Raw genomic sequence first — 19,296 nt, forward strand, 5'->3', positions numbered from 1 at the left:
ATAAAACTGTCCTTTGCCCTTGTTGTTAATAGCTTCGTAATTAAACTAACTCGATGATAACCATTGGAGCACCGTCACCACGACGAGGTCCAAGCTTCATGATACGAGTATATCCACCTTGACGCTCTTCATAGCGTGGAGCGATATCAGCGAATAATTTTTGTAAAGCATCTTGGTTTGTTTCAGCATTAGCTACCTCATTACGAATAAAAGCAGCTGCTTGACGACGAGCATGAAGATCTCCACGTTTACCAAGTGTAATCATTTTTTCAACAACTGAGCGAAGCTCTTTTGCGCGAGTTTCAGTTGTTTGAATGCGCTCGTTAATAATTAAGTCTGTAGCTAAATCGCGTAACATAGCTTTACGTTGTGAGCTAGTACGTCCTAACTTTCTGTATCCCATGGAAAGTTTCCCTCCTTTGTTGAAGTTTTGCCACTCAGGTTAACCATAAAGAAGTTTATTACCCATTATGAGCAAATCAATCGTCTTTACGTAAGCCTAACCCAAGCTCTTCTAGTTTATGTTTTACTTCTTCAAGAGATTTTCTACCTAGGTTCCGTACTTTCATCATATCTTCTTCAGTCTTATTAGCTAATTCCTGAACAGTATTGATTCCTGCACGCTTCAGGCAGTTATATGAACGAACAGAAAGATCTAATTCTTCAATCGTCATCTCAAGAACTTTTTCTTTTTGATCTTCTTCTTTTTCAACCATAATCTCAGCGTTTTGAGCTTCATCTGTCAAGCCGACAAAGATGTTTAAATGCTCATTTAATATCTTCGCCCCAAGTGCAATTGCATCTTGCGGTCCTGTGCTGCCGTCTGTCCAAACATCAAGTGTTAACTTATCAAAGTTAGTCAATTGACCGACACGTGTATTTTCCACCTGGTAAGAGACACGCGAAACTGGAGTGTAAATAGAGTCGATAGGAATTACACCGATTGGCTGGTCTTCCCGTTTGTTTTGATCGGCAGGAGTATATCCTCGTCCACGGCGGGCAGTCAATCTCATCCGTAAATGACCATTTGAACCAAGCGTTGCAATGTGAAGATCAGGATTAAGGATTTCAACATCACTATCGTGAGTTACATCCGCTGCTTTCACAACACCTTCGCCTTGTACATCAATCTCAAGAGTCTTTTCTTCATCAGAATAGATTTTTAGTGCCATCTTTTTAATGTTTAGGATAATTGACGTAACATCTTCAACTACACCTTCAATTGTAGAGAACTCATGAAGTACTCCGTCAATTTGAATCGATGTAACAGCAGCGCCAGGGAGTGAGGATAACAGAATACGACGTAAGGAGTTTCCTAATGTAGTACCATACCCACGCTCAAGCGGCTCCACGACGAACTTTCCATACTTGGCATCATCGCTGATCTCAATCGTTTCGATTTTTGGTTTTTCTATTTCGATCATCAAAATATACCCTCCTTCAAAACGTCGAAACCCCGGCTAGATTCCTAACCGAAATTCCCCCAGTATACAATCCCATTTGTGCACAACAACTGGAATAATTATCCTGTATAATGAAAATAATTTCTATCATAACCCATTATAGACAAGGTTACAAATTCTATACAGAAAAATTATACACGACGACGTTTTGGAGGACGACAACCGTTATGAGGAACAGGAGTTACGTCTTTAATTGCTGTTACTTCTAGTCCAGCAGCTTGAAGAGCACGGATAGCGGCTTCACGTCCAGCACCTGGTCCTTTTACAGTAACTTCTAAAGTTTTCATACCATGCTCCATTGAAGCTTTGGCAGCAGTCTCAGCAGCCATTTGTGCAGCAAATGGAGTAGATTTACGAGAACCTTTAAAGCCTAGTGCACCAGCACTTGACCATGATAATGCGTTCCCATGTACGTCAGTGATTGTTACAATTGTGTTATTAAAAGTTGAACGGATATGTGCAACTCCTGCTTCAATATTCTTTTTCACACGACGTTTGCGTGTATTTGTTTTACGTGCCATTTATAGTATACCTCCTTTACGGATTATTTCTTTTTGTTCGCTACAGTCTTACGAGGACCTTTACGTGTACGAGCATTGTTTTTAGTATTTTGACCACGAACTGGTAAACCACGACGATGACGAAGACCGCGGTAGCAACCAATTTCCATTAAACGTTTGATGTTTAGGGAAACTTCACGACGAAGGTCACCTTCAACCTTTAGTCTGTCAATGATTTCACGGATTTTGTTTAACTCGTCCTCCGTTAAGTCACGAACACGTGTATCTTCAGAAACACCTGCTTCAGCTAATACCTTTTGTGCTGTTACTTTACCAATACCATAGATATATGTTAATGAGATAACAATACGTTTTTCACGTGGAATATCTACACCTGCAATACGTGCCATTAGATGCGCACCTCCTTCTTATTAACCTTGTTTTTGTTTATGTTTAGGGTTTTCGCAGATAACCATGACTTTACCTTTTCTGCGGATAACTTTACATTTCTCGCAGATCGGCTTTACTGATGGTCTTACTTTCATTATCCTAACCTCCTTAATAGTACGGAGTGCAATGAGATTTATTTAAAACGGTAAGTGATTCTTCCGCGAGTCAAATCATAAGGTGAAAGCTCAACAGTTACCTTATCACCAGGTAAAATACGAATAAAGTGCATTCTAATTTTTCCTGATACATGAGCCAAAACTGTATGACCATTTTCTAACTCTACCTTAAACATAGCGTTAGGTAAAGTTTCAATAACCGTACCTTCTATCTCAATTACATCGTCTTTCGCCATCGAGAACAAACTCCCTTCTTTTTCAAATTGTATATTATTCAAGGCTTTATTCCTAAAGCGCGAATTATTTAGATCCTAATGTAAGTCTTGCCCTATGCTAGATCCCACATACTCTTGCGCAATGGAAAGGCCGTTTGATTCTGTATACGATTGAATGGTGTGGGAGATGTTCGATAAACGTTCACCTAGTCGCATATGTTTACAAAGGATCATTCATGTAAGCTCCCGAGCAATTGATCGAGATCAGCAAAAACGATACGAATATCCTGTTGACCATTGATATTACGTAAGTATCCTTTTGTTTCATAAAAATCAAGCAATGGTTTTGTCTGCTTAAGATTTACTTCTAAGCGATTACCAACCGTTTCTTCATTATCATCAGCACGTTGATATAACTCTCCACCGCATTTATCACAGACATCCGGATTAGCAGGAGGGTTAAAGACAAGATGATATGTTGCACCGCAAGACTTACAAATACGTCTTCCTGTTAAGCGCTCCATAAGAATCTCTTGGTCCACATCAATGTTTATTACAAAATCGATTTTTTTGTTCAAGTCAGAAAGAATGTTTTCAAGAGCCTCTGCCTGGGCAACCGTTCTTGGGAAACCATCAAGCAAAAAGCCTTTATTGCAATCATCTTTACTTAAACGTTCACGCACTATACCAATCGTTACCTCATCAGGAACTAGGTCTCCTTTATCCATAAAGGACTTGGCTTTCAAGCCTAGCTCAGTTCCTTCTTTTATGGCAGCACGGAACATATCCCCAGTTGAAATGTGAGGGATGCCGTATTTTTCGACGATTTTCTCAGCTTGTGTACCTTTTCCGGCACCAGGGAGCCCCATTAATACTAAATTCATGCGTATTCCCCCCTCGGTCCAATGACTTTTATATAAGAATGAAACACCATTCCTATATGAGTAATTTATTTGATAAACCCTTTATAATGACGTTTCACTAATTGTGCTTCCAGCTGTTTCATCGTTTCCAGCGCAACACCGATAACAATCAATAGACTAGTACCACCAATTTGTGCTGATTGCGGAAGTCCAGCAACTTTTGTAAAGAATACCGGCAAAATTGCAATCACAGTCAAAAATATAGAGCCAACAAATGTTAAGCGGTATAACGTTCTTGTTAAATACTGTTGGGTATTTAATCCCGGACGAATACCAGGTATATATCCACCCTGCTTTTTCAAGTTTTCAGCAACCTGCTCAGGATTAACTTGAATGAAGGCATAGAAATAAGTAAACGCGATGATTAAGGCACCATACATAACCATACCAATCGGATTCGTATAATCAAATACCTTTTGGATCCAAAGCGTTACATCATTTTGTTCAAAGAAAGATGCAATCGTCCTAGGTGTCACAATAAATGACACAGCAAAAATGACAGGAATAACTCCAGCTGCGTTTACCTTTAATGGTAAATGTGTGGATTGACCTCCAACAGGGGTACGACCAGCAACCATACGCTTCGCATATTGAATTGGAATCTTTCTTAATGCTTCCTGCACAAAGATAACTCCAACTACAATCGCGATAATCGCAAGTAGGATTAACAATACTGTTACAATACGAATGAAGATATCTTCACCAGCATTTTCGAATTGTTGTGCGTAGATTTGGTTAACTGTTCCTGGTATCCCAGCAACAATACCTGCAAAGATGATAATGGATATCCCATTACCCACACCCTTTGAGGTGATTTGTTCACCTAACCATAGAAGAAATGCAGTTCCTGCTGTAAGCACGATAGCGATTAATAAGTAAGTACTGATGCTTGGATTTTCAATTAACATCCCACCAGCCATATTATTAAAGCCATATGACATACCTAAAGCTTGAATAAAACCAAGTATGATTGTAAAGTAGCGTGTAAATTGAGCTAATTTGCGACGACCTACTTCACCTTGCTTTGACCATTCCGTAAATTTTGGTACAACATCCATCTGTAGTAGTTGAATGATGATGGAAGCCGTAATGTACGGCATAATTCCCATTGCTAGTATCGAGAAGTTGTTTAATGCTCCCCCAGCAAATGTATTCAATACTCCAAACACACTGAGCTGATCTTGAGCAGCAAGTATCTCTGCATTCACATTCGGTACAGGAATAAATGTACCGATGCGAAATACAATCAACATTAAAAGGGTGAATATGATCTTTCGTCTTATATCACCCACGCGCATAAAATTGGAGATTGTCTGAAACATTAAATCACCTCAGCATTACCGCCGGCAGCTTCAATTGATTCCTTTGCAGCAGAGGAGAATTTGTGAGCTTTAACAGAAAGTTTCTTTTCAAGAGTTCCTTTACCAAGGATTTTGATTCCAGATTTCTCGTTACTTACAACACCTGTTTCGATTAATAATTCTGGAGTAACTTCTGTTCCCTCTTCAAATCGGTTAAGAGTATCAAGATTAACGATCGCGTACTCTTTACGGTTAATGTTTGTAAAACCACGTTTTGGTAAACGACGGAATAAAGGAGTTTGACCACCTTCAAATCCAAGACGAACACCACCGCCAGAACGGGCATTTTGTCCTTTATGACCTTTACCAGCAGTTTTACCATTACCAGATCCGATACCGCGTCCTTTACGCTTACGCTCTTGACGTGAACCCTCTGCAGGTTTTAATTCATGAAGTTTCATTTTGGCACCTCCTTATTTTTAAGAAGAATGATATTAGTTTTCTTTTACTGTTACTAAGTGAGCAACTTTGTTAATCATTCCGCGAATTGCAGGATTGTCCTGCTGCTCAACTGTTTGGTGTAATTTACGCAAACCAAGAGCTTTAACAGTTTCTTTTTGATCTTGTGGTCGACCGATAACACTGCGAGTGAGGGTAATTTGTAATTTATTTGCCATTATATTTCCCTCCTTATCCTAACAGTTCTTCTACTGATTTTCCACGTAATTTTGCTACGTCTTCAGCACGTTTCATTTGTTTTAAACCATCGATTGTAGCACGAATCATGTTAATTGGAGTGTTAGTTCCTAGTGATTTAGATAGGATATCACCCACACCAGCCAATTCAAGTACCGCACGAACTGGTCCACCAGCGATAACTCCAGTACCTTCAGATGCAGGCTTTAGAAGTACTTCACCAGCACCATAGTGTCCAATCACTTGGTGAGGAAGTGTTGTACCAACCATTGGTACTTCAATTAAGTTTTTCTTAGCATCTTCAATTGCTTTACGGATAGCATCAGGAACCTCTTGCGCTTTTCCAGTACCAAATCCAACATGGCCATTTTTATCGCCAACAACAACTAATGCAGTAAAACGGAAACGACGTCCACCTTTAACAACCTTTGCAACACGGTTAACCGTTACTACGCGTTCTTCTAGTTCTAGCTTATTTGAATCAATGCGACGCATCTTTTTGTGTCCCTCCTTTATCTATTAGAATTGTAAACCGTTCTCACGTGCAGCATCTGCTAATGCTTTTACACGTCCATGATATAGGTATCCTCCACGGTCAAATACAACAGATGTAATACCCTTTTCAACAGCACGTTTTGCTACTAATTCGCCGATCTTAACTGCAGCATCTTGATTGCTTGAAGATTCAACACTAACTTCTTTATCTAATGTAGAAGCACTTGCTAAAGTAACTCCATTAACATCATCAATTAGTTGTGCATAAATGTGTTTGTTTGAACGGTACACATTTAAACGAGGACGAGCAGCAGTTCCAGAAAGTTTAGCACGCACACGTGCGTGTCTTTTCTTACGGACTGCATTTTTATCAGCCTTCGTAATCATCTTGGTCACTCCTTTCGTTTAGCTATGCAGCATTACTTACCTGTTTTACCTTCCTTACGACGTACAAATTCGCCTTCATAACGAATACCTTTACCTTTGTATGGCTCAGGAGGACGAACGTCACGGATGTTGGCAGCTAATGCGCCTACACGTTCTTTACTAGTACCTTTTACAATAACTTTTGTATTCGCAGGCACTTCAATTTCGATACCTTCTTCAGGTTCAATTTCAACTGGGTGAGAATAACCAACATTCAATACAAGTTTTTTACCTTGTTTTTGTGCACGATATCCGACACCGATTAGTTCTAATGACTTTTCAAAGCCTTTAGAAACACCTTCAACCATGTTAGAAAGCAACGCGCGAGTCGTTCCGTGCAATGCGCGGTGTTCTTTTTGATCAGATGGACGAGATACTGTGATTACATTATCCTCCACGTTGATTTGGATATCAGGGTTAAATGAACGAGAAAGTTCACCTTTAGGACCTTTTACAGTCACTGTGTTTTTATCAAATGAAACCGTAACTCCAGCTGGAATTTCGATTGGTTTTTTTCCTACACGAGACATTTATTGCACCTCCATTCTTGAAAAAATCTATTACCAAACGTACGCTAGTACTTCTCCGCCTACTTGTTTAGCACGAGCTTCTTTATCAGTAAGAACTCCTTGAGAAGTAGATACTAATGCGATACCAAGACCGTTAAGTACACGAGGTACTTCATCAGCTTTCGCATAAACGCGAAGACCAGGCTTACTAATACGTTTAAGTCCAGTGATTACACGCTCATTGCCAGCACCGTATTTTAAGAAAATGCGAATAATACCTTGTTTGTTATCTTCAATGTATTCAACGTCACGAACGAAACCTTCACGCTTTAAAATTTCAGCAATTTCCTTCTTAAGATTAGAAGCAGGAACTTCTAACTTTTCGTGACGAACCATATTTGCATTACGAATACGAGTAAGCAAATCTGCAATTGGATCTGTCATGACCATTTTATTTTACCTCCTTCCCAGTTTGGGGTTTTACCAGCTTGCTTTTTTAACACCAGGAATTTGTCCTTTATATGCTAATTCACGGAAACAAATTCTGCAAAGCTTAAATTTACGGTATACAGAGTGTGGACGTCCACAACGTTCGCAACGAGTATACTCTTGCACTTTAAATTTTGGCGTGCGCTTTTGTTTCGCAATCATTGACTTTTTAGCCACGTTTTCGCCTCCCTCTATTTAGAGATTACTTTTGGAATGGCATTCCGAATTGAGTTAAAAGTTCACGTGCTTCTTCATCAGTATTAGCAGTAGTTACGATTACGATATCCATACCACGTACTTTGCTGACCTTATCATAATCGATTTCAGGGAAAATTAATTGTTCTCTAATTCCTAGTGTATAGTTACCACGACCATCAAAAGACTTCTTAGAAATACCACGGAAGTCACGTACACGTGGAAGAGAAACTGAAACTAATTTATCGAAGAATTCGTACATGCGCTCTCCGCGAAGAGTTACCTTCGCACCGATTGGCATACCTTCACGAAGACGGAAACCAGCGATTGATTTTTTAGCACGAGTCACAAGTGGCTTTTGACCAGTGATTAATGCTAATTCCTCAACTGCATTATCAAGTGCTTTCGCATTTTGTACTGCATCACCAATACCCATGTTAATAACGATCTTTTCGATCTTTGGTACTTGCATTACTGAATTATAGTTAAACTTGCTTACTAAAGCAGGAGTAATTTCTTTAACAAATTTTTCTTTTAGGCGGCTCATTCATTGTACCTCCCTTCTTCATTTGACTATTTATCTAGAACTTCACCGGATTTTTTTGCATAACGTACATTTTTACCGTCTACTTCTTTTACACCTACACGAGTTGGTTCACCGGTCTTCGGATCGATAGGCATAACGTTTGATACATGAATAGGTGCTTCCTGGTTAAAGATTCCGCCTTGCGGATTCATTTGAGATGGCTTAGAGTGCTTCTTAACGATATTTACGCCTTCAACTAGAACGCGATCTTTCTTAGGGAAAGCAGCAAGAATTACACCTGTTTTGCCTTTATCTTTACCAGAGATGACCATTACCTTATCACCTTTTTTCACATGCATCTGTTTGCACCTCCTTAAAGGCAATTAATTTTAAATTATAGTACTTCTGGAGCTAGAGATACGATCTTCATAAAGTTGCTATCACGTAATTCACGTGCGACAGGTCCGAAGATACGAGTTCCACGTGGACTCTTATCGTCACGGATGATAACACATGCATTTTCATCAAAACGGATGTAGGTTCCGTCATTACGACGTGCACCAGACTTCGTTCTAACAATAACAGCTTTTACAACGTCGCCTTTTTTAACAACGCCACCTGGTGTTGCTTGTTTTACTGTACATACAATAACATCACCGATGTTAGCAGTTTTACGGCCAGAGCCACCAAGGACTTTAATTGTAAGAACCTCACGGGCACCAGAGTTGTCAGCAACTTTTAAACGTGTTTCCTGTTGAATCATTTGTGTAACCTCCCTTCGGGATTAACCATATTCCGAACTATTATATAATAACAGCTTTTTCTACTACTTCTACTAAGCGGAAGCGTTTTGTAGCTGATAATGGACGAGTTTCCATGATACGGACGATATCGCCAGTTTTTGCAACGTTTTGCTCATCATGAGCCTTAAACTTTTTAGAGTACTTTACGCGTTTACCGTATAGAGGGTGTTTTTTATACGTTTCAACAATAACAGTGATGGTTTTATCCATTTTGTCAGAAACAACACGTCCTGTGTAAACTTTGCGTTGGTTACGTTCACTCATTTATGAACCTCCTCTCGGTTTATCGATTATTGACGCCGATCTCTCTTTCACGAATCACAGTTTTCATGCGAGCAATCGCTTTGCGTACTTCACGAATACGAGCTGTGTTTTCAAGTTGTCCAGTCGCCAATTGAAAGCGTAGATTGAAAAGCTCTTCTTTAAGAGATTTTACTTTTTGTTCAATTTCTGCAGTGGTAAGGTCACGAATTTCATTAGCTTTCATTTGATTCACCACCAATTTCTTCTCGTTTTACAAACTTACACTTAACAGGAAGTTTGTGTGCTGCAAGACGTAATGCTTCACGAGCGATTTCTTCAGAAACACCTGCGATTTCGAACATTATTTTGCCAGGTTTAACAACTGCAACCCAACCTTCAGGAGCACCTTTACCGGATCCCATACGTACTTCTAGAGGTTTTGCAGTGTAAGGCTTATGAGGGAAGATTTTAATCCAAACCTTTCCACCACGTTTCATATAACGTGTCATTGCAATACGGGCAGCTTCAATTTGGCGGTTAGTAATCCATGATGCTTCCTGTGCTTGAAGACCGAATTCACCGAAAGTTACTTCAGTTCCACCTTTTGCTTGACCGCGCATTTTTCCACGGTGTACACGACGATACTTTACGCGTTTAGGCAATAACATAATTATTTGCCTCCTTCCTCAGTATTCTTTCTTGTAGGAAGGACTTCACCTTTGTAGATCCATACTTTTACGCCAAGCTTACCGTATGTTGTATCAGCTTCTGCTGTAGCATAATCGATATCAGCACGTAATGTATGAAGAGGAACAGTACCTTCGCTATAAGACTCAGAACGAGCGATATCAGCACCACCTAGACGACCAGATACCATTGTTTTGATACCTTTTGCACCAGCGCGCATCGCACGTTGAATTACTTGTTTTTGAGCACGACGGAATGATACACGGTTTTCTAATTGACGAGCAATATTTTCCGCAACCAATTTCGCATCGATGTCAGCTTTCTTGATTTCAAGTATATTAATATGAACACGTTTGCCAGTAAGTGAGTTCAACGCTTTACGTAGTGCTTCAACTTCAGTTCCGCCTTTACCGATTACCATACCAGGCTTTGCAGTGTGGATAGTAATATTTAAACGGTTAGCAGCACGTTCAATTTCAACTTTAGAAACTGAAGAATCTTTTAAACGCTTCGCGATATACTCACGAACTTTAATGTCTTCGTGTAATAGATCAGCATAGTCTTTACCTGCGTACCATCTTGACTCCCAATCACGGATGACACCGATACGCAAACCGACTGGATTTACTTTTTGACCCACTAATTATCCCTCCTTCTTTTCTGATAAAACGATTGTGATATGACTAGTACGCTTGTTAATTTGGCTAGCTCGGCCTTGTGCACGTGGACGGAAACGTTTCATTGTCGGTCCTTCGTCAACAAAAGCTTGTGCTACAACTAAATTATTAACGTCCATTTCATAATTATGCTCGGCGTTTGCCATAGCTGAATTTAATACCTTTTCTACGATCGGAGAAGCAGCCTTAGGAGTAAGTTTTAAAATGGCTACTGCTTCGCCAACTTGCTTTCCTCGAATTAAATCTACGACTAAACGAGCTTTACGAGGAGCAATACGAACTGTTCTTGCAACAGCTTTAGCTTGCATTGAAATGCCCTCCTCTCATTAACGTCTTGTTTTCTTATCGTCATTTCCATGGCCTTTGTATGCACGTGTTGGAGCGAATTCTCCAAGTTTGTGTCCAACCATGTCTTCAGTAATATATACAGGTACATGTTTACGACCATCATAAACAGCAATAGTATGCCCAATGAATTGTGGGAAGATCGTAGAACGGCGAGACCAAGTTTTTACAACCTGCTTACCATTTGATTCGTTAAGTTTCTCGATCTTTGTCATTAAGTGCCCATCAACAAAAGGTCCTTTTTTCAAGCTGCGACCCATATTTGAACCTCCCTTCGTGATTGCTCTACGGTCCTATCGTTGAACCGTAGGTCAACCCCGTTATTTTTTGCGACGACGAACAATGAATTTATCTGACTTGTTGTTTTTCTTACGAGTTTTGTAACCAAGGGTTGGTTTGCCCCATGGAGACATAGGTGATTTACGTCCGATTGGTGAACGTCCTTCACCACCACCGTGTGGGTGATCGTTAGGGTTCATAACAGATCCACGAACAGTCGGGCGCTTGCCTAACCAACGAGAACGACCTGCTTTACCGATGTTGATAAGTTCGTGTTGCTCATTACCAACTTGACCAACAGTAGCGCGACAAGTTGCAAGGATCATACGAACCTCTCCAGAATTCAAACGAACAAGAACGTATTTACCTTCTTTACCAAGTACTTGTGCAGATGTACCTGCAGAACGAACTAATTGTCCGCCTTTACCTGGCTTAAGTTCGATATTATGAATTACTGTACCAACTGGTATATTTGCAAGTGGAAGTGCGTTTCCTACTTTGATGTCAGCTTCAGGGCCAGACATAATCTCTAAACCTACTACAAGGTTTTTAGGAGCAAGGATATAACGCTTTTCTCCATCTACGTAATTAATTAATGCGATGTTCGCAGAACGGTTTGGATCATATTCAATTGTAGCAACGCGTCCTGGTATGCCATCTTTATCACGCTTAAAATCGATTACACGATATTGACGCTTATGGCCACCGCCTTGATGACGAACTGTTAACTTACCTTGGTTGTTACGGCCGCCTTTTCTTTTTAAAGGCTGTAATAATGACTTTTCTGGTTTGTCAGTAGTAATCTCAGCAAAATCAGAAGTTGTCATTCCGCGACGTCCGTTGGAGGTAGGTTTGTACTTTTTAATCGCCATTCTTATTCCCTCCTCGTCTTATTTATAATTTATGCTTCAAAGATTTCAATTTCTTTGCTGTCAGCAGTTAGCTTAACGATTGCCTTACGACGCTTGTTAGTGTAACCACCGAATTTACCCATACGCTTGAATTTACCTTTATAGTTCATGATGTTTACTTTTTCAACATTCACACCAAAGATTTCTTCAACCGCATCTTTAACTTGAGTTTTGTTTGCTTTAACGTCGACTTCGAAAGTGTATTTCTTATCGGCCATTAAATCAGTAGAACGTTCAGTAATAACGGGGCGCTTAATGATATCGCGAGCATCCATTATGCAAGCACCTCCTCTACTTTTTCAACTGCTGCTTTAGTCATGATTAACTTATCATGATTTAAAACATCTAATACATTAATTCCGTTAGCTGTAAGGACTGTTACACCAGGAAGGTTGCGAGCAGATAATGCTACATTCTCATCTAGGTCAGCAGTAACAATTAGCGCCTTAGAATTAACTGAAAGTGCATTTAGTACACCTTTAAAGTCTTTTGTTCTTGGAGTATCGAAAGCAAGACTTTCTAATACCATTAGGTTAGCATCTAACACTTTAGATGATAACGCAGATTTGATTGCTAAGCGACGAACTTTTTTTGGTAATTTGTAGCTGTAGCTACGTGGTACTGGTCCAAATACAGTACCGCCTCCACGCCATTGTGGTGATCTGATAGATCCTTGACGAGCACGTCCAGTTCCTTTTTGACGCCATGGTTTACGTCCACCGCCAGCAACTTCTGAACGGATTTTAGTTTTATGTGTACCTTGACGTAGTGATGCTCTTTGCATTACTACAGCTTCGAATAGCACATGTTGGTTAGGTTCAATTCCAAATACTGATTCATTAAGTTCGATTTCACTTACTTTTGAACCGTTTTGGTTGAATAAATCAACTTTCGGCATTCTAATTTCCTCCTTTCCAATTTAATTACTTTGCTTTAACCGCACTTTTGATTTTTAATAGAGCTTTTTTAGCTCCTGGTACATTACCTTTAACTAATAAAAGATTACGTTCAACGTCAACCTTTACGATTTCAAGGTTTTGCACTGTTACTTGCTCTCCACCCATACGTCCAGGTAGTAATTTACCTTTAAATACACGGTTTGGAGCAACTGGACCCATTGATCCAGGACGACGGTGATAACGAGAACCGTGTGCCATAGGTCCGCGAGATTGTCCGTGGCGCTTGATTGCACCTTGGAAACCTTTACCTTTAGATACACCTGTTACATCAATTACATCGCCTTCTGCGAAAATATCAACACTGACTTCCTGACCAACTTCATAAGCTGCTAAGTCTACGCCGCGGAATTCACGAACGAAGCGCTTAGGAGCAGTACTCGCTTTAGAAACATGTCCTTTTTCAGGTTTGTTAGAAAGCTTTTCGCGTTTATCTTCAAAACCAATTTGAACTGCTTCGTAGCCATCAGTTTCAACTGATTTCTTTTGTAGAACTACGTTATTACCAGCTTCAACAACTGTTACTGGGATAAGGTCGCCGTTCTCAGCAAATACTTGAGTCATACCGATCTTTCTTCCTAAGATTCCTTTGGTCATTAGTCACACCTCCTGATTTCTAAGTTATTATATTTATTAAAGTTTAATTTCAATGTCAACGCCGGATGGTAAATCCAAACGCATTAATGAATCAACAGTTTGTGGTGTTGGATTGATGATATCAATCAAACGCTTATGTGTACGCATCTCAAATTGTTCACGAGAATCTTTATACTTGTGAACCGCACGTAAGATCGTGTATACAGACTTCTCAGTTGGTAGTGGAATCGGACCAGATACAGCTGCACCTGAACGTTTCGCAGTTTCAACAATCTTCTCGGAAGATTGGTCAAGAATTCTGTGATCATATGCTTTAAGACGGATACGGATTTTTTGTTTTGCCATTATTTTCCCTCCTTTATCGCCTATTTTAAAATAGACATTTCTCCGCAGAAATATCCCAACACACTCGCCATGGCAAAGCGGCCGGGTGTGTCGGCAACCTCCTGCATCATCGCAGTCGAAGACCAACATTGTCTATTATACAGAAAAGAATAAAGAAAAGCAATAACAAATATTTTTTTCTTTATCTCTTGAACACTTTTCCTATTATAATGGGTTATATGATAAATTTCAAGCTTGAATATAGTATTTTAGATTGGTACTCTTGCCTATATTTTGTCTGACTGGAAATTGAACTGATTACATATATTTTTCTTCATTATATAAGATAGAAACGGGTGAAAGAATGTGTATAGTCATATAAATAAAATAAAATAAAAAAACAGATAGGCAGTTGCCCATCTGTTTTTTTTATTTCATTATTACTCAGAGATAGTCGCTACTGATCCAGCGCCTACTGTACGGCCACCTTCACGAATAGAGAACTTAGTTCCTTCTTCAATAGCGATAGGAGCGATTAGCTCAACTGTCATTTCGATGTTATCGCCAGGCATAACCATTTCAACACCTTCAGGAAGTTGAATGATACCAGTTACATCAGTTGTACGGAAGTAGAACTGTGGGCGGTAGTTTGAGAAGAATGGAGTGTGACGTCCACCCTCTTCTTTTGAAAGAACATATACTTGTGCTTTGAATTTTGTGTGTGGTGTAATTGAACCTGGCTTAGCTAATACTTGGCCACGTTGGATTTCTTCACGAGCAACCCCACGAAGAAGCGCACCGATGTTATCTCCAGCTTCAGCATAGTCAAGAAGCTTACGGAACATTTCAACACCTGTTACAGTTGTTGATTTTGGCTCTTCAGTTAAACCGATGATTTCGATTACGTCACCGACTTTAACTTGTCCACGCTCAACACGACCAGTTGCAACTGTTCCACGACCAGTGATTGAGAATACATCCTCAACTGGCATCATGAATGGCTTGTCAGTGTCACGTGTTGGGTTTGGAATATATTCATCAACAGCAGCCATAAGCTCGATGATTTTTTCTTCCCATTCTGCTTCACCCTCAAGAGCTTTAAGTGCAGAACCTTTGATAACAGGAATGTCATCACCAGGGAAATCATATTCAGATAGTAGGTCACGGATTTCCATTTCTACTAATTCTAATAATTCTTCGTCATCAACCATGTCACACTTGTTCATGAATACAACAAGGTATGGTACACCTACTTGACGAGAAAGAAGGATATGCTCACGTGTTTGTGGCATTGGGCCGTCAGCAGCAGATACTACTAAGATACCGCCGTCCATTTGCGCAGCACCAGTAATCATGTTTTTAACATAGTCAGCGTGTCCTGGGCAGTCAACGTGTGCATAGTGACGATTTTCAGTTTCATACTCAACGTGAGAAGTGTTGATTGTGATTCCACGCTCTTTTTCTTCAGGAGCGTTATCGATTTGGTCATATCCGCGTGCTTCACTACCGCCTGCTTTTGCAAGAACAGTTGTGATTGCAGCTGTTAAAGTAGTTTTACCATGGTCAACGTGACCAATTGTACCAATGTTAACGTGTGGCTTTGTACGATCGAATTTAGCTTTTGCCATTAGGAAAATCCTCCTTTAATATAGGTAAATTTAAGTATATTTTCTGCCGAAAGGAAGGGGCCCCTTCCCACAGCTATCAAACTTACATAAGTAGTTATACTTTATAAATAAGGTAAAATCAATTATTCACCTTTATTTTTTTTGATGATTTCTTCAGAGATTGACTTTGGTACTTCTTCATAATGATCAAAGTGCATTGTAAATACTCCGCGACCTTGAGTGCTTGAACGTAATGAAGTTGCATAACCAAACATTTCTGAAAGTGGAACCATTGCTTTAACAACCTGTGCATTTCCGCGTGCTTCCATACCTTCTACGCGTCCACGACGAGCAGTAACTTGACCCATGATATCCCCTAAATATTCTTCAGGGATAACAACCTCAACCCTCATAACAGGTTCAAGGATTACTGGGCTACATTTTGATGCTGCATTCTTTAACGCAAGTGATGCAGCAATTTTGAATGCCATTTCACTTGAGTCAACATCATGGTAAGATCCGTCAAACAATCTTGCTTTAACATCTACTAGAGGATACCCAGCAAGTACGCCTCTTTCTAGAGCATCTTCAAGACCGGCCTGAACAGCAGGGATATACTCACGAGGAACTACCCCACCAACAATAGCATTTTCAAATTCAAAACCTTTACCTTCTTCATTTGGAGAGAACTCAATCCAAACATGTCCGAATTGTCCGCGTCCACCAGATTGACGAGCAAACTTACCTTCAACTGATGCAGCTTGACGGAAAGTTTCGCGATATGAAACCTGTGGTGCACCGACATTTGCTTCTACTTTGAATTCGCGACGCATACGGTCTACGAGGATATCTAAGTGAAGCTCACCCATACCAGCAATGATAACCTGTCCAGTTTCTTGATCAGTATGTGCTCTAAATGTTGGGTCTTCCTCTTGAAGCTTTTGTAAAGCGGTTGTCATTTTATCTTGGTCAGCTTTTGATTTAGGCTCAACAGATAACTGAATAACCGGCTCTGGGAATTCCATTGATTCTAAGATAACAAGATTCTTATCGTCACATAGAGTATCGCCAGTAGTTGTATCTTTTAAACCAACAGCAGCAGCAATATCTCCAGCATACACTTCAGATATTTCTTGACGGCTGTTTGCGTGCATTTGCAGGATACGTCCTACGCGCTCGCGCTTACCTTTTGTAGAGTTTTGTACATATGATCCGGACTGCAGTGTACCAGAATACACACGGAAGAATGTTAATTTACCTACATAAGGATCTGTCATAACTTTGAATGCAAGTGCTGAGAATGGCTCTTCATCACTTGAATGACGTTCTACAACTTCATCAGAATCAGGAAGAGTTCCTTTGATTGCAGGTACATCAAGTGGTGAAGGAAGGTAATCTACAACTGCATCAAGCATTTTTTGAACACCTTTGTTCTTAAATGCAGAACCGCAAATAACTGGGTAGAATTCTACATTAACAGTTCCTTTACGGATAGCAGCCTTTAATTCTTCCTTAGTGATTTCTTCACCACCAAGGTATTTTTCCATTAGATTCTCATCTAATTCAGCAACTGCCTCTAGTAATTTTTCACGATATTCTTCTGCTTGGGCTTTGTATTCTTCAGGAATCTCAACCACTTGCATATCTGTACCAAGATCGTTACCATACATAGTTGCATTCATTTCAACTAAGTCGATGATTCCTTCGAATTCATCTTCAGCACCGATTGGTAACTGGATTGCGTGTGCATTCGCTTGTAAGCGATCATGAAGTGTACCTAAAGAATAGATGAAATCTGCTCCAAGTTTATCCATTTTATTAACAAATACAACACGTGGAACACCATATGTTGTTGCTTGACGCCAAACTGTTTCAGTTTGTGGCTCAACGCCTGATTGTGCGTCAAGAACAGCTACAGCACCATCAAGTACACGAAGTGAACGTTCAACTTCAACTGTGAAGTCTACGTGTCCTGGTGTGTCGATGATGTTTACACGGTGACCAGCCCACTGCGCAGTAGTCGCAGCGGATGTGATCGTAATACCGCGTTCTTGTTCTTGTTCCATCCAGTCCATCTGAGATGCACCTTCATGTGTTTCACCGATTTTATGAATTTTACCAGTGTAATAAAGGACACGCTCAGTTGTAGTCGTTTTACCGGCATCGATGTGAGCCATGATACCGATATTACGTGTATTTGCTAAGGAGAACTCTCTTGCCATATTGTTTTTCTCCTTCCTTTTTTAAGGATCTTATTAGAAATACGTTAATTTTACCAACGATAGTGAGCGAAAGCTTTGTTAGCTTCAGCCATTTTGTGAGTATCCTCACGTTTCTTAACAGATGCACCAGTATTGTTTGCTGCATCTAGAATTTCATTAGCTAAACGCTCTTCCATTGTTTTCTCACCGCGAAGACGAGAATAATTAACTAACCAACGAAGACCAAGTGTTGTACGGCGGTCAGGACGCACCTCAACTGGTACTTGGTAGTTCGCACCACCAACACGGCGTGCTCTTACTTCAAGAACAGGCATGATGTTTTTAAGAGCTTGGTCGAATACTTCCATTGGCTCTTTACCGGTACGCTCACTAATGATATCAAATGCTGCATATAAAATCGCTTGTGATTTACCTCTTTTACCATCGATCATCATTTTGTTGATCAGGCGAGTAACAAGCTTTGAATTGTAAATAGGATCTGGTAACACGTCTCTTTTTGCTACAGGACCTTTACGTGGCATTTTATTTCCTCCTTTCAAGAAAAAGTTATCAAGTTAAATTATTTTTTTGCTGGTTTCGGTCTCTTTGTACCGTATTTTGAACGACCTTGCATACGGTTGTTAACTCCAGCTGTATCTAATGCACCACGAACGATATGGTAACGTACCCCTGGTAAGTCTTTTACACGTCCGCCACGGATTAACACAACACTGTGTTCTTGTAGATTGTGTCCAATACCAGGAATGTATGCAGTTACCTCGATTCCGTTAGATAAACGTACACGGGCATATTTACGTAACGCTGAGTTTGGTTTTTTCGGAGTCATTGTACCAACACGAGTACACACACCACGTTTTTGAGGTGAAGTTAAGTTTGTTTGAGATTTTTTGAAACTGTTGTACCCTTTGTTAAGTGCTGGTGACTTTGACTTTTCCACGATAGTTTGACGTGGTTTACGCACTAATTGATTAATAGTAGGCATTTTATGTTTCCTCCTTTCACGTATTCTTAAGCCCACACATCCAGGTGGACCATTTTAGGGTAAAAACAAAGTCTTTGCAGATCATATCCACAAAAACATTATTAACTAATAATCGCTACAACTGCTGCTCCTACCTTTATCCCACATGTCTTGCCGAGTTTTTTCATCGAGTCAACATATGTTATCGGAACATTTACCTCTTCTGCTTGTGATACGATTTTTGACGTCAACCTAGGATCCGCATCCATCGCAACTAGTATTTCGGTAATGCTCTCAGTTCTTAGAGCTCTTGCAGTTTGCTTTGTTCCTATGATAATGCTTTTTGCCTGAAATACTTTTTCATAAGACATAAAAAATAT

The 19,296-nt window shown here is 40.0% G+C and carries 34 protein-coding genes and 1 pseudogene; all 35 read right to left on the reverse strand.

Annotation, left to right across the window (positions count from 1 at the left end):
• Nucleotides 1–40 precede the first annotated feature (40 nt).
• Nucleotides 41–403 carry a 50S ribosomal protein L17 gene (gene rplQ, locus BQ5321_RS23210; protein WP_071396693.1) on the reverse strand — a complete coding sequence of 121 codons (363 nt, stop codon included), beginning with the start codon at nucleotides 401–403 and terminating at the stop codon, nucleotides 41–43.
• Between the two features lie 76 nt (nucleotides 404–479).
• Nucleotides 480–1,424, reverse strand: a complete 945-nt coding sequence (locus BQ5321_RS23215) for a DNA-directed RNA polymerase subunit alpha (RefSeq protein WP_071396694.1) — start codon at nucleotides 1,422–1,424, stop codon at nucleotides 480–482.
• A gap of 170 nt (nucleotides 1,425–1,594) precedes the next feature.
• On the reverse strand, nucleotides 1,595–1,984 hold the full coding sequence (gene rpsK / locus BQ5321_RS23220; RefSeq protein ID WP_071396695.1) for a 30S ribosomal protein S11: 390 nt from the start codon (nucleotides 1,982–1,984) through the stop codon (nucleotides 1,595–1,597).
• A 23-nt stretch (nucleotides 1,985–2,007) separates the two neighbouring features.
• Nucleotides 2,008–2,373, reverse strand: coding sequence for a 30S ribosomal protein S13 (rpsM, locus tag BQ5321_RS23225; RefSeq protein ID WP_071396696.1), 366 nt, complete (start codon nucleotides 2,371–2,373; stop codon nucleotides 2,008–2,010).
• 21 nt (nucleotides 2,374–2,394) lie between these two features.
• Nucleotides 2,395–2,508 carry a 50S ribosomal protein L36 gene (gene rpmJ, locus BQ5321_RS23230; protein WP_003156543.1) on the reverse strand — a complete coding sequence of 38 codons (114 nt, stop codon included), beginning with the start codon at nucleotides 2,506–2,508 and terminating at the stop codon, nucleotides 2,395–2,397.
• A gap of 38 nt (nucleotides 2,509–2,546) precedes the next feature.
• Complete coding sequence (infA, locus tag BQ5321_RS23235) at nucleotides 2,547–2,765, reverse strand: translation initiation factor IF-1 (RefSeq protein ID WP_009791305.1); 219 nt, start codon at nucleotides 2,763–2,765, stop codon at nucleotides 2,547–2,549.
• Between the two features lie 78 nt (nucleotides 2,766–2,843).
• Nucleotides 2,844–2,954: pseudogene (locus BQ5321_RS24775) on the reverse strand (type I methionyl aminopeptidase); the annotation flags it as partial.
• Between the two features lie 20 nt (nucleotides 2,955–2,974).
• Nucleotides 2,975–3,628, reverse strand: coding sequence for an adenylate kinase (locus BQ5321_RS23240; protein ID WP_071396697.1), 654 nt, complete (start codon nucleotides 3,626–3,628; stop codon nucleotides 2,975–2,977).
• 65 nt (nucleotides 3,629–3,693) lie between these two features.
• A complete protein-coding gene (gene secY / locus BQ5321_RS23245) occupies nucleotides 3,694–4,989 on the reverse strand; it encodes a preprotein translocase subunit SecY (protein WP_071396698.1) in 1,296 nt (431 codons plus the stop codon).
• Complete coding sequence (rplO, locus tag BQ5321_RS23250) at nucleotides 4,989–5,429, reverse strand: 50S ribosomal protein L15 (RefSeq protein ID WP_071396699.1); 441 nt, start codon at nucleotides 5,427–5,429, stop codon at nucleotides 4,989–4,991. Before rplO ends, secY begins: the two co-directional genes overlap by 1 nt.
• A 33-nt stretch (nucleotides 5,430–5,462) precedes the next feature.
• Nucleotides 5,463–5,645 (reverse strand): 50S ribosomal protein L30, encoded by a 183-nt coding sequence (rpmD, locus tag BQ5321_RS23255; RefSeq protein ID WP_071396700.1) that lies wholly within the window; start codon nucleotides 5,643–5,645, stop codon nucleotides 5,463–5,465.
• Nucleotides 5,646–5,658: 13 nt separating this feature from the next.
• Entirely contained in the window at nucleotides 5,659–6,159 is a 501-nt protein-coding gene (rpsE, locus tag BQ5321_RS23260; RefSeq protein WP_071396701.1) for a 30S ribosomal protein S5, read from the reverse strand.
• A 24-nt stretch (nucleotides 6,160–6,183) separates the two neighbouring features.
• The gene (gene rplR, locus BQ5321_RS23265) at nucleotides 6,184–6,546 is read right to left on the reverse strand and encodes a 50S ribosomal protein L18 (protein ID WP_071396702.1); all 363 of its coding nucleotides are present in this window, start codon (nucleotides 6,544–6,546) and stop codon (nucleotides 6,184–6,186) included.
• 32 nt (nucleotides 6,547–6,578) lie between these two features.
• Entirely contained in the window at nucleotides 6,579–7,115 is a 537-nt protein-coding gene (gene rplF, locus BQ5321_RS23270; RefSeq protein ID WP_071396703.1) for a 50S ribosomal protein L6, read from the reverse strand.
• A gap of 30 nt (nucleotides 7,116–7,145) precedes the next feature.
• Nucleotides 7,146–7,544, reverse strand: a complete 399-nt coding sequence (gene rpsH / locus BQ5321_RS23275) for a 30S ribosomal protein S8 (RefSeq protein WP_071396704.1) — start codon at nucleotides 7,542–7,544, stop codon at nucleotides 7,146–7,148.
• Between the two features lie 30 nt (nucleotides 7,545–7,574).
• Nucleotides 7,575–7,760: a 30S ribosomal protein S14 gene (gene rpsN / locus BQ5321_RS23280; RefSeq protein ID WP_001085700.1), complete on the reverse strand. Its 186-nt coding sequence runs from the start codon at nucleotides 7,758–7,760 to the stop codon at nucleotides 7,575–7,577.
• Between the two features lie 25 nt (nucleotides 7,761–7,785).
• A complete protein-coding gene (rplE, locus tag BQ5321_RS23285; protein WP_071396705.1) occupies nucleotides 7,786–8,325 on the reverse strand; it encodes a 50S ribosomal protein L5 in 540 nt (179 codons plus the stop codon).
• Nucleotides 8,326–8,351: 26 nt separating this feature from the next.
• Complete coding sequence (gene rplX / locus BQ5321_RS23290) at nucleotides 8,352–8,663, reverse strand: 50S ribosomal protein L24 (protein WP_071396706.1); 312 nt, start codon at nucleotides 8,661–8,663, stop codon at nucleotides 8,352–8,354.
• A 35-nt stretch (nucleotides 8,664–8,698) separates the two neighbouring features.
• Nucleotides 8,699–9,067: a 50S ribosomal protein L14 gene (gene rplN, locus BQ5321_RS23295; protein ID WP_071396707.1), complete on the reverse strand. Its 369-nt coding sequence runs from the start codon at nucleotides 9,065–9,067 to the stop codon at nucleotides 8,699–8,701.
• 40 nt (nucleotides 9,068–9,107) lie between these two features.
• A complete protein-coding gene (gene rpsQ / locus BQ5321_RS23300) occupies nucleotides 9,108–9,371 on the reverse strand; it encodes a 30S ribosomal protein S17 (protein ID WP_071396708.1) in 264 nt (87 codons plus the stop codon).
• A 19-nt stretch (nucleotides 9,372–9,390) separates the two neighbouring features.
• Complete coding sequence (rpmC, locus tag BQ5321_RS23305) at nucleotides 9,391–9,594, reverse strand: 50S ribosomal protein L29 (RefSeq protein ID WP_003351417.1); 204 nt, start codon at nucleotides 9,592–9,594, stop codon at nucleotides 9,391–9,393.
• Entirely contained in the window at nucleotides 9,584–10,018 is a 435-nt protein-coding gene (gene rplP / locus BQ5321_RS23310) for a 50S ribosomal protein L16 (protein ID WP_071396709.1), read from the reverse strand. Before rplP ends, rpmC begins: the two co-directional genes overlap by 11 nt.
• 2 nt (nucleotides 10,019–10,020) lie before the next feature.
• Entirely contained in the window at nucleotides 10,021–10,677 is a 657-nt protein-coding gene (gene rpsC / locus BQ5321_RS23315) for a 30S ribosomal protein S3 (RefSeq protein WP_071396710.1), read from the reverse strand.
• 3 nt (nucleotides 10,678–10,680) lie between these two features.
• The gene (rplV, locus tag BQ5321_RS23320) at nucleotides 10,681–11,022 is read right to left on the reverse strand and encodes a 50S ribosomal protein L22 (protein WP_071396711.1); all 342 of its coding nucleotides are present in this window, start codon (nucleotides 11,020–11,022) and stop codon (nucleotides 10,681–10,683) included.
• 18 nt (nucleotides 11,023–11,040) lie between these two features.
• Nucleotides 11,041–11,319 carry a 30S ribosomal protein S19 gene (rpsS, locus tag BQ5321_RS23325; protein WP_071396712.1) on the reverse strand — a complete coding sequence of 93 codons (279 nt, stop codon included), beginning with the start codon at nucleotides 11,317–11,319 and terminating at the stop codon, nucleotides 11,041–11,043.
• A 60-nt stretch (nucleotides 11,320–11,379) separates the two neighbouring features.
• Nucleotides 11,380–12,210 carry a 50S ribosomal protein L2 gene (gene rplB, locus BQ5321_RS23330; RefSeq protein WP_071396713.1) on the reverse strand — a complete coding sequence of 277 codons (831 nt, stop codon included), beginning with the start codon at nucleotides 12,208–12,210 and terminating at the stop codon, nucleotides 11,380–11,382.
• Between the two features lie 29 nt (nucleotides 12,211–12,239).
• A complete protein-coding gene (gene rplW / locus BQ5321_RS23335) occupies nucleotides 12,240–12,527 on the reverse strand; it encodes a 50S ribosomal protein L23 (RefSeq protein ID WP_187143807.1) in 288 nt (95 codons plus the stop codon).
• Nucleotides 12,524–13,147 carry a 50S ribosomal protein L4 gene (gene rplD / locus BQ5321_RS23340; RefSeq protein ID WP_071396715.1) on the reverse strand — a complete coding sequence of 208 codons (624 nt, stop codon included), beginning with the start codon at nucleotides 13,145–13,147 and terminating at the stop codon, nucleotides 12,524–12,526. Before rplD ends, rplW begins: the two co-directional genes overlap by 4 nt.
• A gap of 25 nt (nucleotides 13,148–13,172) precedes the next feature.
• Entirely contained in the window at nucleotides 13,173–13,802 is a 630-nt protein-coding gene (gene rplC / locus BQ5321_RS23345) for a 50S ribosomal protein L3 (RefSeq protein WP_071396716.1), read from the reverse strand.
• Nucleotides 13,803–13,838: 36 nt separating this feature from the next.
• Nucleotides 13,839–14,147 carry a 30S ribosomal protein S10 gene (gene rpsJ, locus BQ5321_RS23350; protein WP_071396717.1) on the reverse strand — a complete coding sequence of 103 codons (309 nt, stop codon included), beginning with the start codon at nucleotides 14,145–14,147 and terminating at the stop codon, nucleotides 13,839–13,841.
• A 419-nt stretch (nucleotides 14,148–14,566) separates the two neighbouring features.
• Nucleotides 14,567–15,754, reverse strand: coding sequence for an elongation factor Tu (gene tuf / locus BQ5321_RS23355; RefSeq protein ID WP_071396718.1), 1,188 nt, complete (start codon nucleotides 15,752–15,754; stop codon nucleotides 14,567–14,569).
• 122 nt (nucleotides 15,755–15,876) lie between these two features.
• Entirely contained in the window at nucleotides 15,877–17,955 is a 2,079-nt protein-coding gene (gene fusA / locus BQ5321_RS23360) for an elongation factor G (RefSeq protein WP_071396719.1), read from the reverse strand.
• Nucleotides 17,956–18,005: 50 nt separating this feature from the next.
• On the reverse strand, nucleotides 18,006–18,476 hold the full coding sequence (gene rpsG / locus BQ5321_RS23365) for a 30S ribosomal protein S7 (protein WP_071396720.1): 471 nt from the start codon (nucleotides 18,474–18,476) through the stop codon (nucleotides 18,006–18,008).
• Between the two features lie 38 nt (nucleotides 18,477–18,514).
• Nucleotides 18,515–18,937 (reverse strand): 30S ribosomal protein S12, encoded by a 423-nt coding sequence (gene rpsL / locus BQ5321_RS23370; RefSeq protein ID WP_071396721.1) that lies wholly within the window; start codon nucleotides 18,935–18,937, stop codon nucleotides 18,515–18,517.
• Between the two features lie 101 nt (nucleotides 18,938–19,038).
• A complete protein-coding gene (locus BQ5321_RS23375; RefSeq protein WP_071396722.1) occupies nucleotides 19,039–19,287 on the reverse strand; it encodes a 50S ribosomal protein L7ae-like protein in 249 nt (82 codons plus the stop codon).
• Nucleotides 19,288–19,296: the final 9 nt, after the last annotated feature.

Origin of the sequence: Bacillus tuaregi, assembly GCF_900104575.1 — a bacterium.
Lineage (GTDB): Bacteria > Bacillota > Bacilli > Bacillales > Cytobacillaceae > Bacillus_BD > Bacillus_BD tuaregi.

Bases quoted from the DNA above. Each gene is read 5' to 3' on its own strand.
- rplQ (WP_071396693.1), bottom strand. From the start codon at position 403: ATGGGATACAGAAAGTTAGGACGTACTAGCTCACAACGTAAAGCTATG.
- BQ5321_RS23215 (WP_071396694.1), bottom strand. From the start codon at position 1,424: ATGATCGAAATAGAAAAACCAAAAATCGAAACGATTGAGATCAGCGAT.
- rpsK (WP_071396695.1), bottom strand. From the start codon at position 1,984: ATGGCACGTAAAACAAATACACGCAAACGTCGTGTGAAAAAGAATATT.
- rpsM (WP_071396696.1), bottom strand. From the start codon at position 2,373: ATGGCACGTATTGCAGGTGTAGATATTCCACGTGAAAAACGTATTGTT.
- rpmJ (WP_003156543.1), bottom strand. From the start codon at position 2,508: ATGAAAGTAAGACCATCAGTAAAGCCGATCTGCGAGAAATGTAAAGTT.
- infA (WP_009791305.1), bottom strand. From the start codon at position 2,765: ATGGCGAAAGACGATGTAATTGAGATAGAAGGTACGGTTATTGAAACT.
- BQ5321_RS23240 (WP_071396697.1), bottom strand. From the start codon at position 3,628: ATGAATTTAGTATTAATGGGGCTCCCTGGTGCCGGAAAAGGTACACAA.
- secY (WP_071396698.1), bottom strand. From the start codon at position 4,989: ATGTTTCAGACAATCTCCAATTTTATGCGCGTGGGTGATATAAGACGA.
- rplO (WP_071396699.1), bottom strand. From the start codon at position 5,429: ATGAAACTTCATGAATTAAAACCTGCAGAGGGTTCACGTCAAGAGCGT.
- rpmD (WP_071396700.1), bottom strand. From the start codon at position 5,645: ATGGCAAATAAATTACAAATTACCCTCACTCGCAGTGTTATCGGTCGA.
- rpsE (WP_071396701.1), bottom strand. From the start codon at position 6,159: ATGCGTCGCATTGATTCAAATAAGCTAGAACTAGAAGAACGCGTAGTA.
- rplR (WP_071396702.1), bottom strand. From the start codon at position 6,546: ATGATTACGAAGGCTGATAAAAATGCAGTCCGTAAGAAAAGACACGCA.
- rplF (WP_071396703.1), bottom strand. From the start codon at position 7,115: ATGTCTCGTGTAGGAAAAAAACCAATCGAAATTCCAGCTGGAGTTACG.
- rpsH (WP_071396704.1), bottom strand. From the start codon at position 7,544: ATGGTCATGACAGATCCAATTGCAGATTTGCTTACTCGTATTCGTAAT.
- rplE (WP_071396705.1), bottom strand. From the start codon at position 8,325: ATGAGCCGCCTAAAAGAAAAATTTGTTAAAGAAATTACTCCTGCTTTA.
- rplX (WP_071396706.1), bottom strand. From the start codon at position 8,663: ATGCATGTGAAAAAAGGTGATAAGGTAATGGTCATCTCTGGTAAAGAT.
- rplN (WP_071396707.1), bottom strand. From the start codon at position 9,067: ATGATTCAACAGGAAACACGTTTAAAAGTTGCTGACAACTCTGGTGCC.
- rpsQ (WP_071396708.1), bottom strand. From the start codon at position 9,371: ATGAGTGAACGTAACCAACGCAAAGTTTACACAGGACGTGTTGTTTCT.
- rpmC (WP_003351417.1), bottom strand. From the start codon at position 9,594: ATGAAAGCTAATGAAATTCGTGACCTTACCACTGCAGAAATTGAACAA.
- rplP (WP_071396709.1), bottom strand. From the start codon at position 10,018: ATGTTATTGCCTAAACGCGTAAAGTATCGTCGTGTACACCGTGGAAAA.
- rplV (WP_071396711.1), bottom strand. From the start codon at position 11,022: ATGCAAGCTAAAGCTGTTGCAAGAACAGTTCGTATTGCTCCTCGTAAA.
- rpsS (WP_071396712.1), bottom strand. From the start codon at position 11,319: ATGGGTCGCAGCTTGAAAAAAGGACCTTTTGTTGATGGGCACTTAATG.
- rplB (WP_071396713.1), bottom strand. From the start codon at position 12,210: ATGGCGATTAAAAAGTACAAACCTACCTCCAACGGACGTCGCGGAATG.
- rplD (WP_071396715.1), bottom strand. From the start codon at position 13,147: ATGCCGAAAGTTGATTTATTCAACCAAAACGGTTCAAAAGTAAGTGAA.
- rplC (WP_071396716.1), bottom strand. From the start codon at position 13,802: ATGACCAAAGGAATCTTAGGAAGAAAGATCGGTATGACTCAAGTATTT.
- rpsJ (WP_071396717.1), bottom strand. From the start codon at position 14,147: ATGGCAAAACAAAAAATCCGTATCCGTCTTAAAGCATATGATCACAGA.
- tuf (WP_071396718.1), bottom strand. From the start codon at position 15,754: ATGGCAAAAGCTAAATTCGATCGTACAAAGCCACACGTTAACATTGGT.
- fusA (WP_071396719.1), bottom strand. From the start codon at position 17,955: ATGGCAAGAGAGTTCTCCTTAGCAAATACACGTAATATCGGTATCATG.
- rpsG (WP_071396720.1), bottom strand. From the start codon at position 18,476: ATGCCACGTAAAGGTCCTGTAGCAAAAAGAGACGTGTTACCAGATCCT.
- rpsL (WP_071396721.1), bottom strand. From the start codon at position 18,937: ATGCCTACTATTAATCAATTAGTGCGTAAACCACGTCAAACTATCGTG.
- BQ5321_RS23375 (WP_071396722.1), bottom strand. From the start codon at position 19,287: ATGTCTTATGAAAAAGTATTTCAGGCAAAAAGCATTATCATAGGAACA.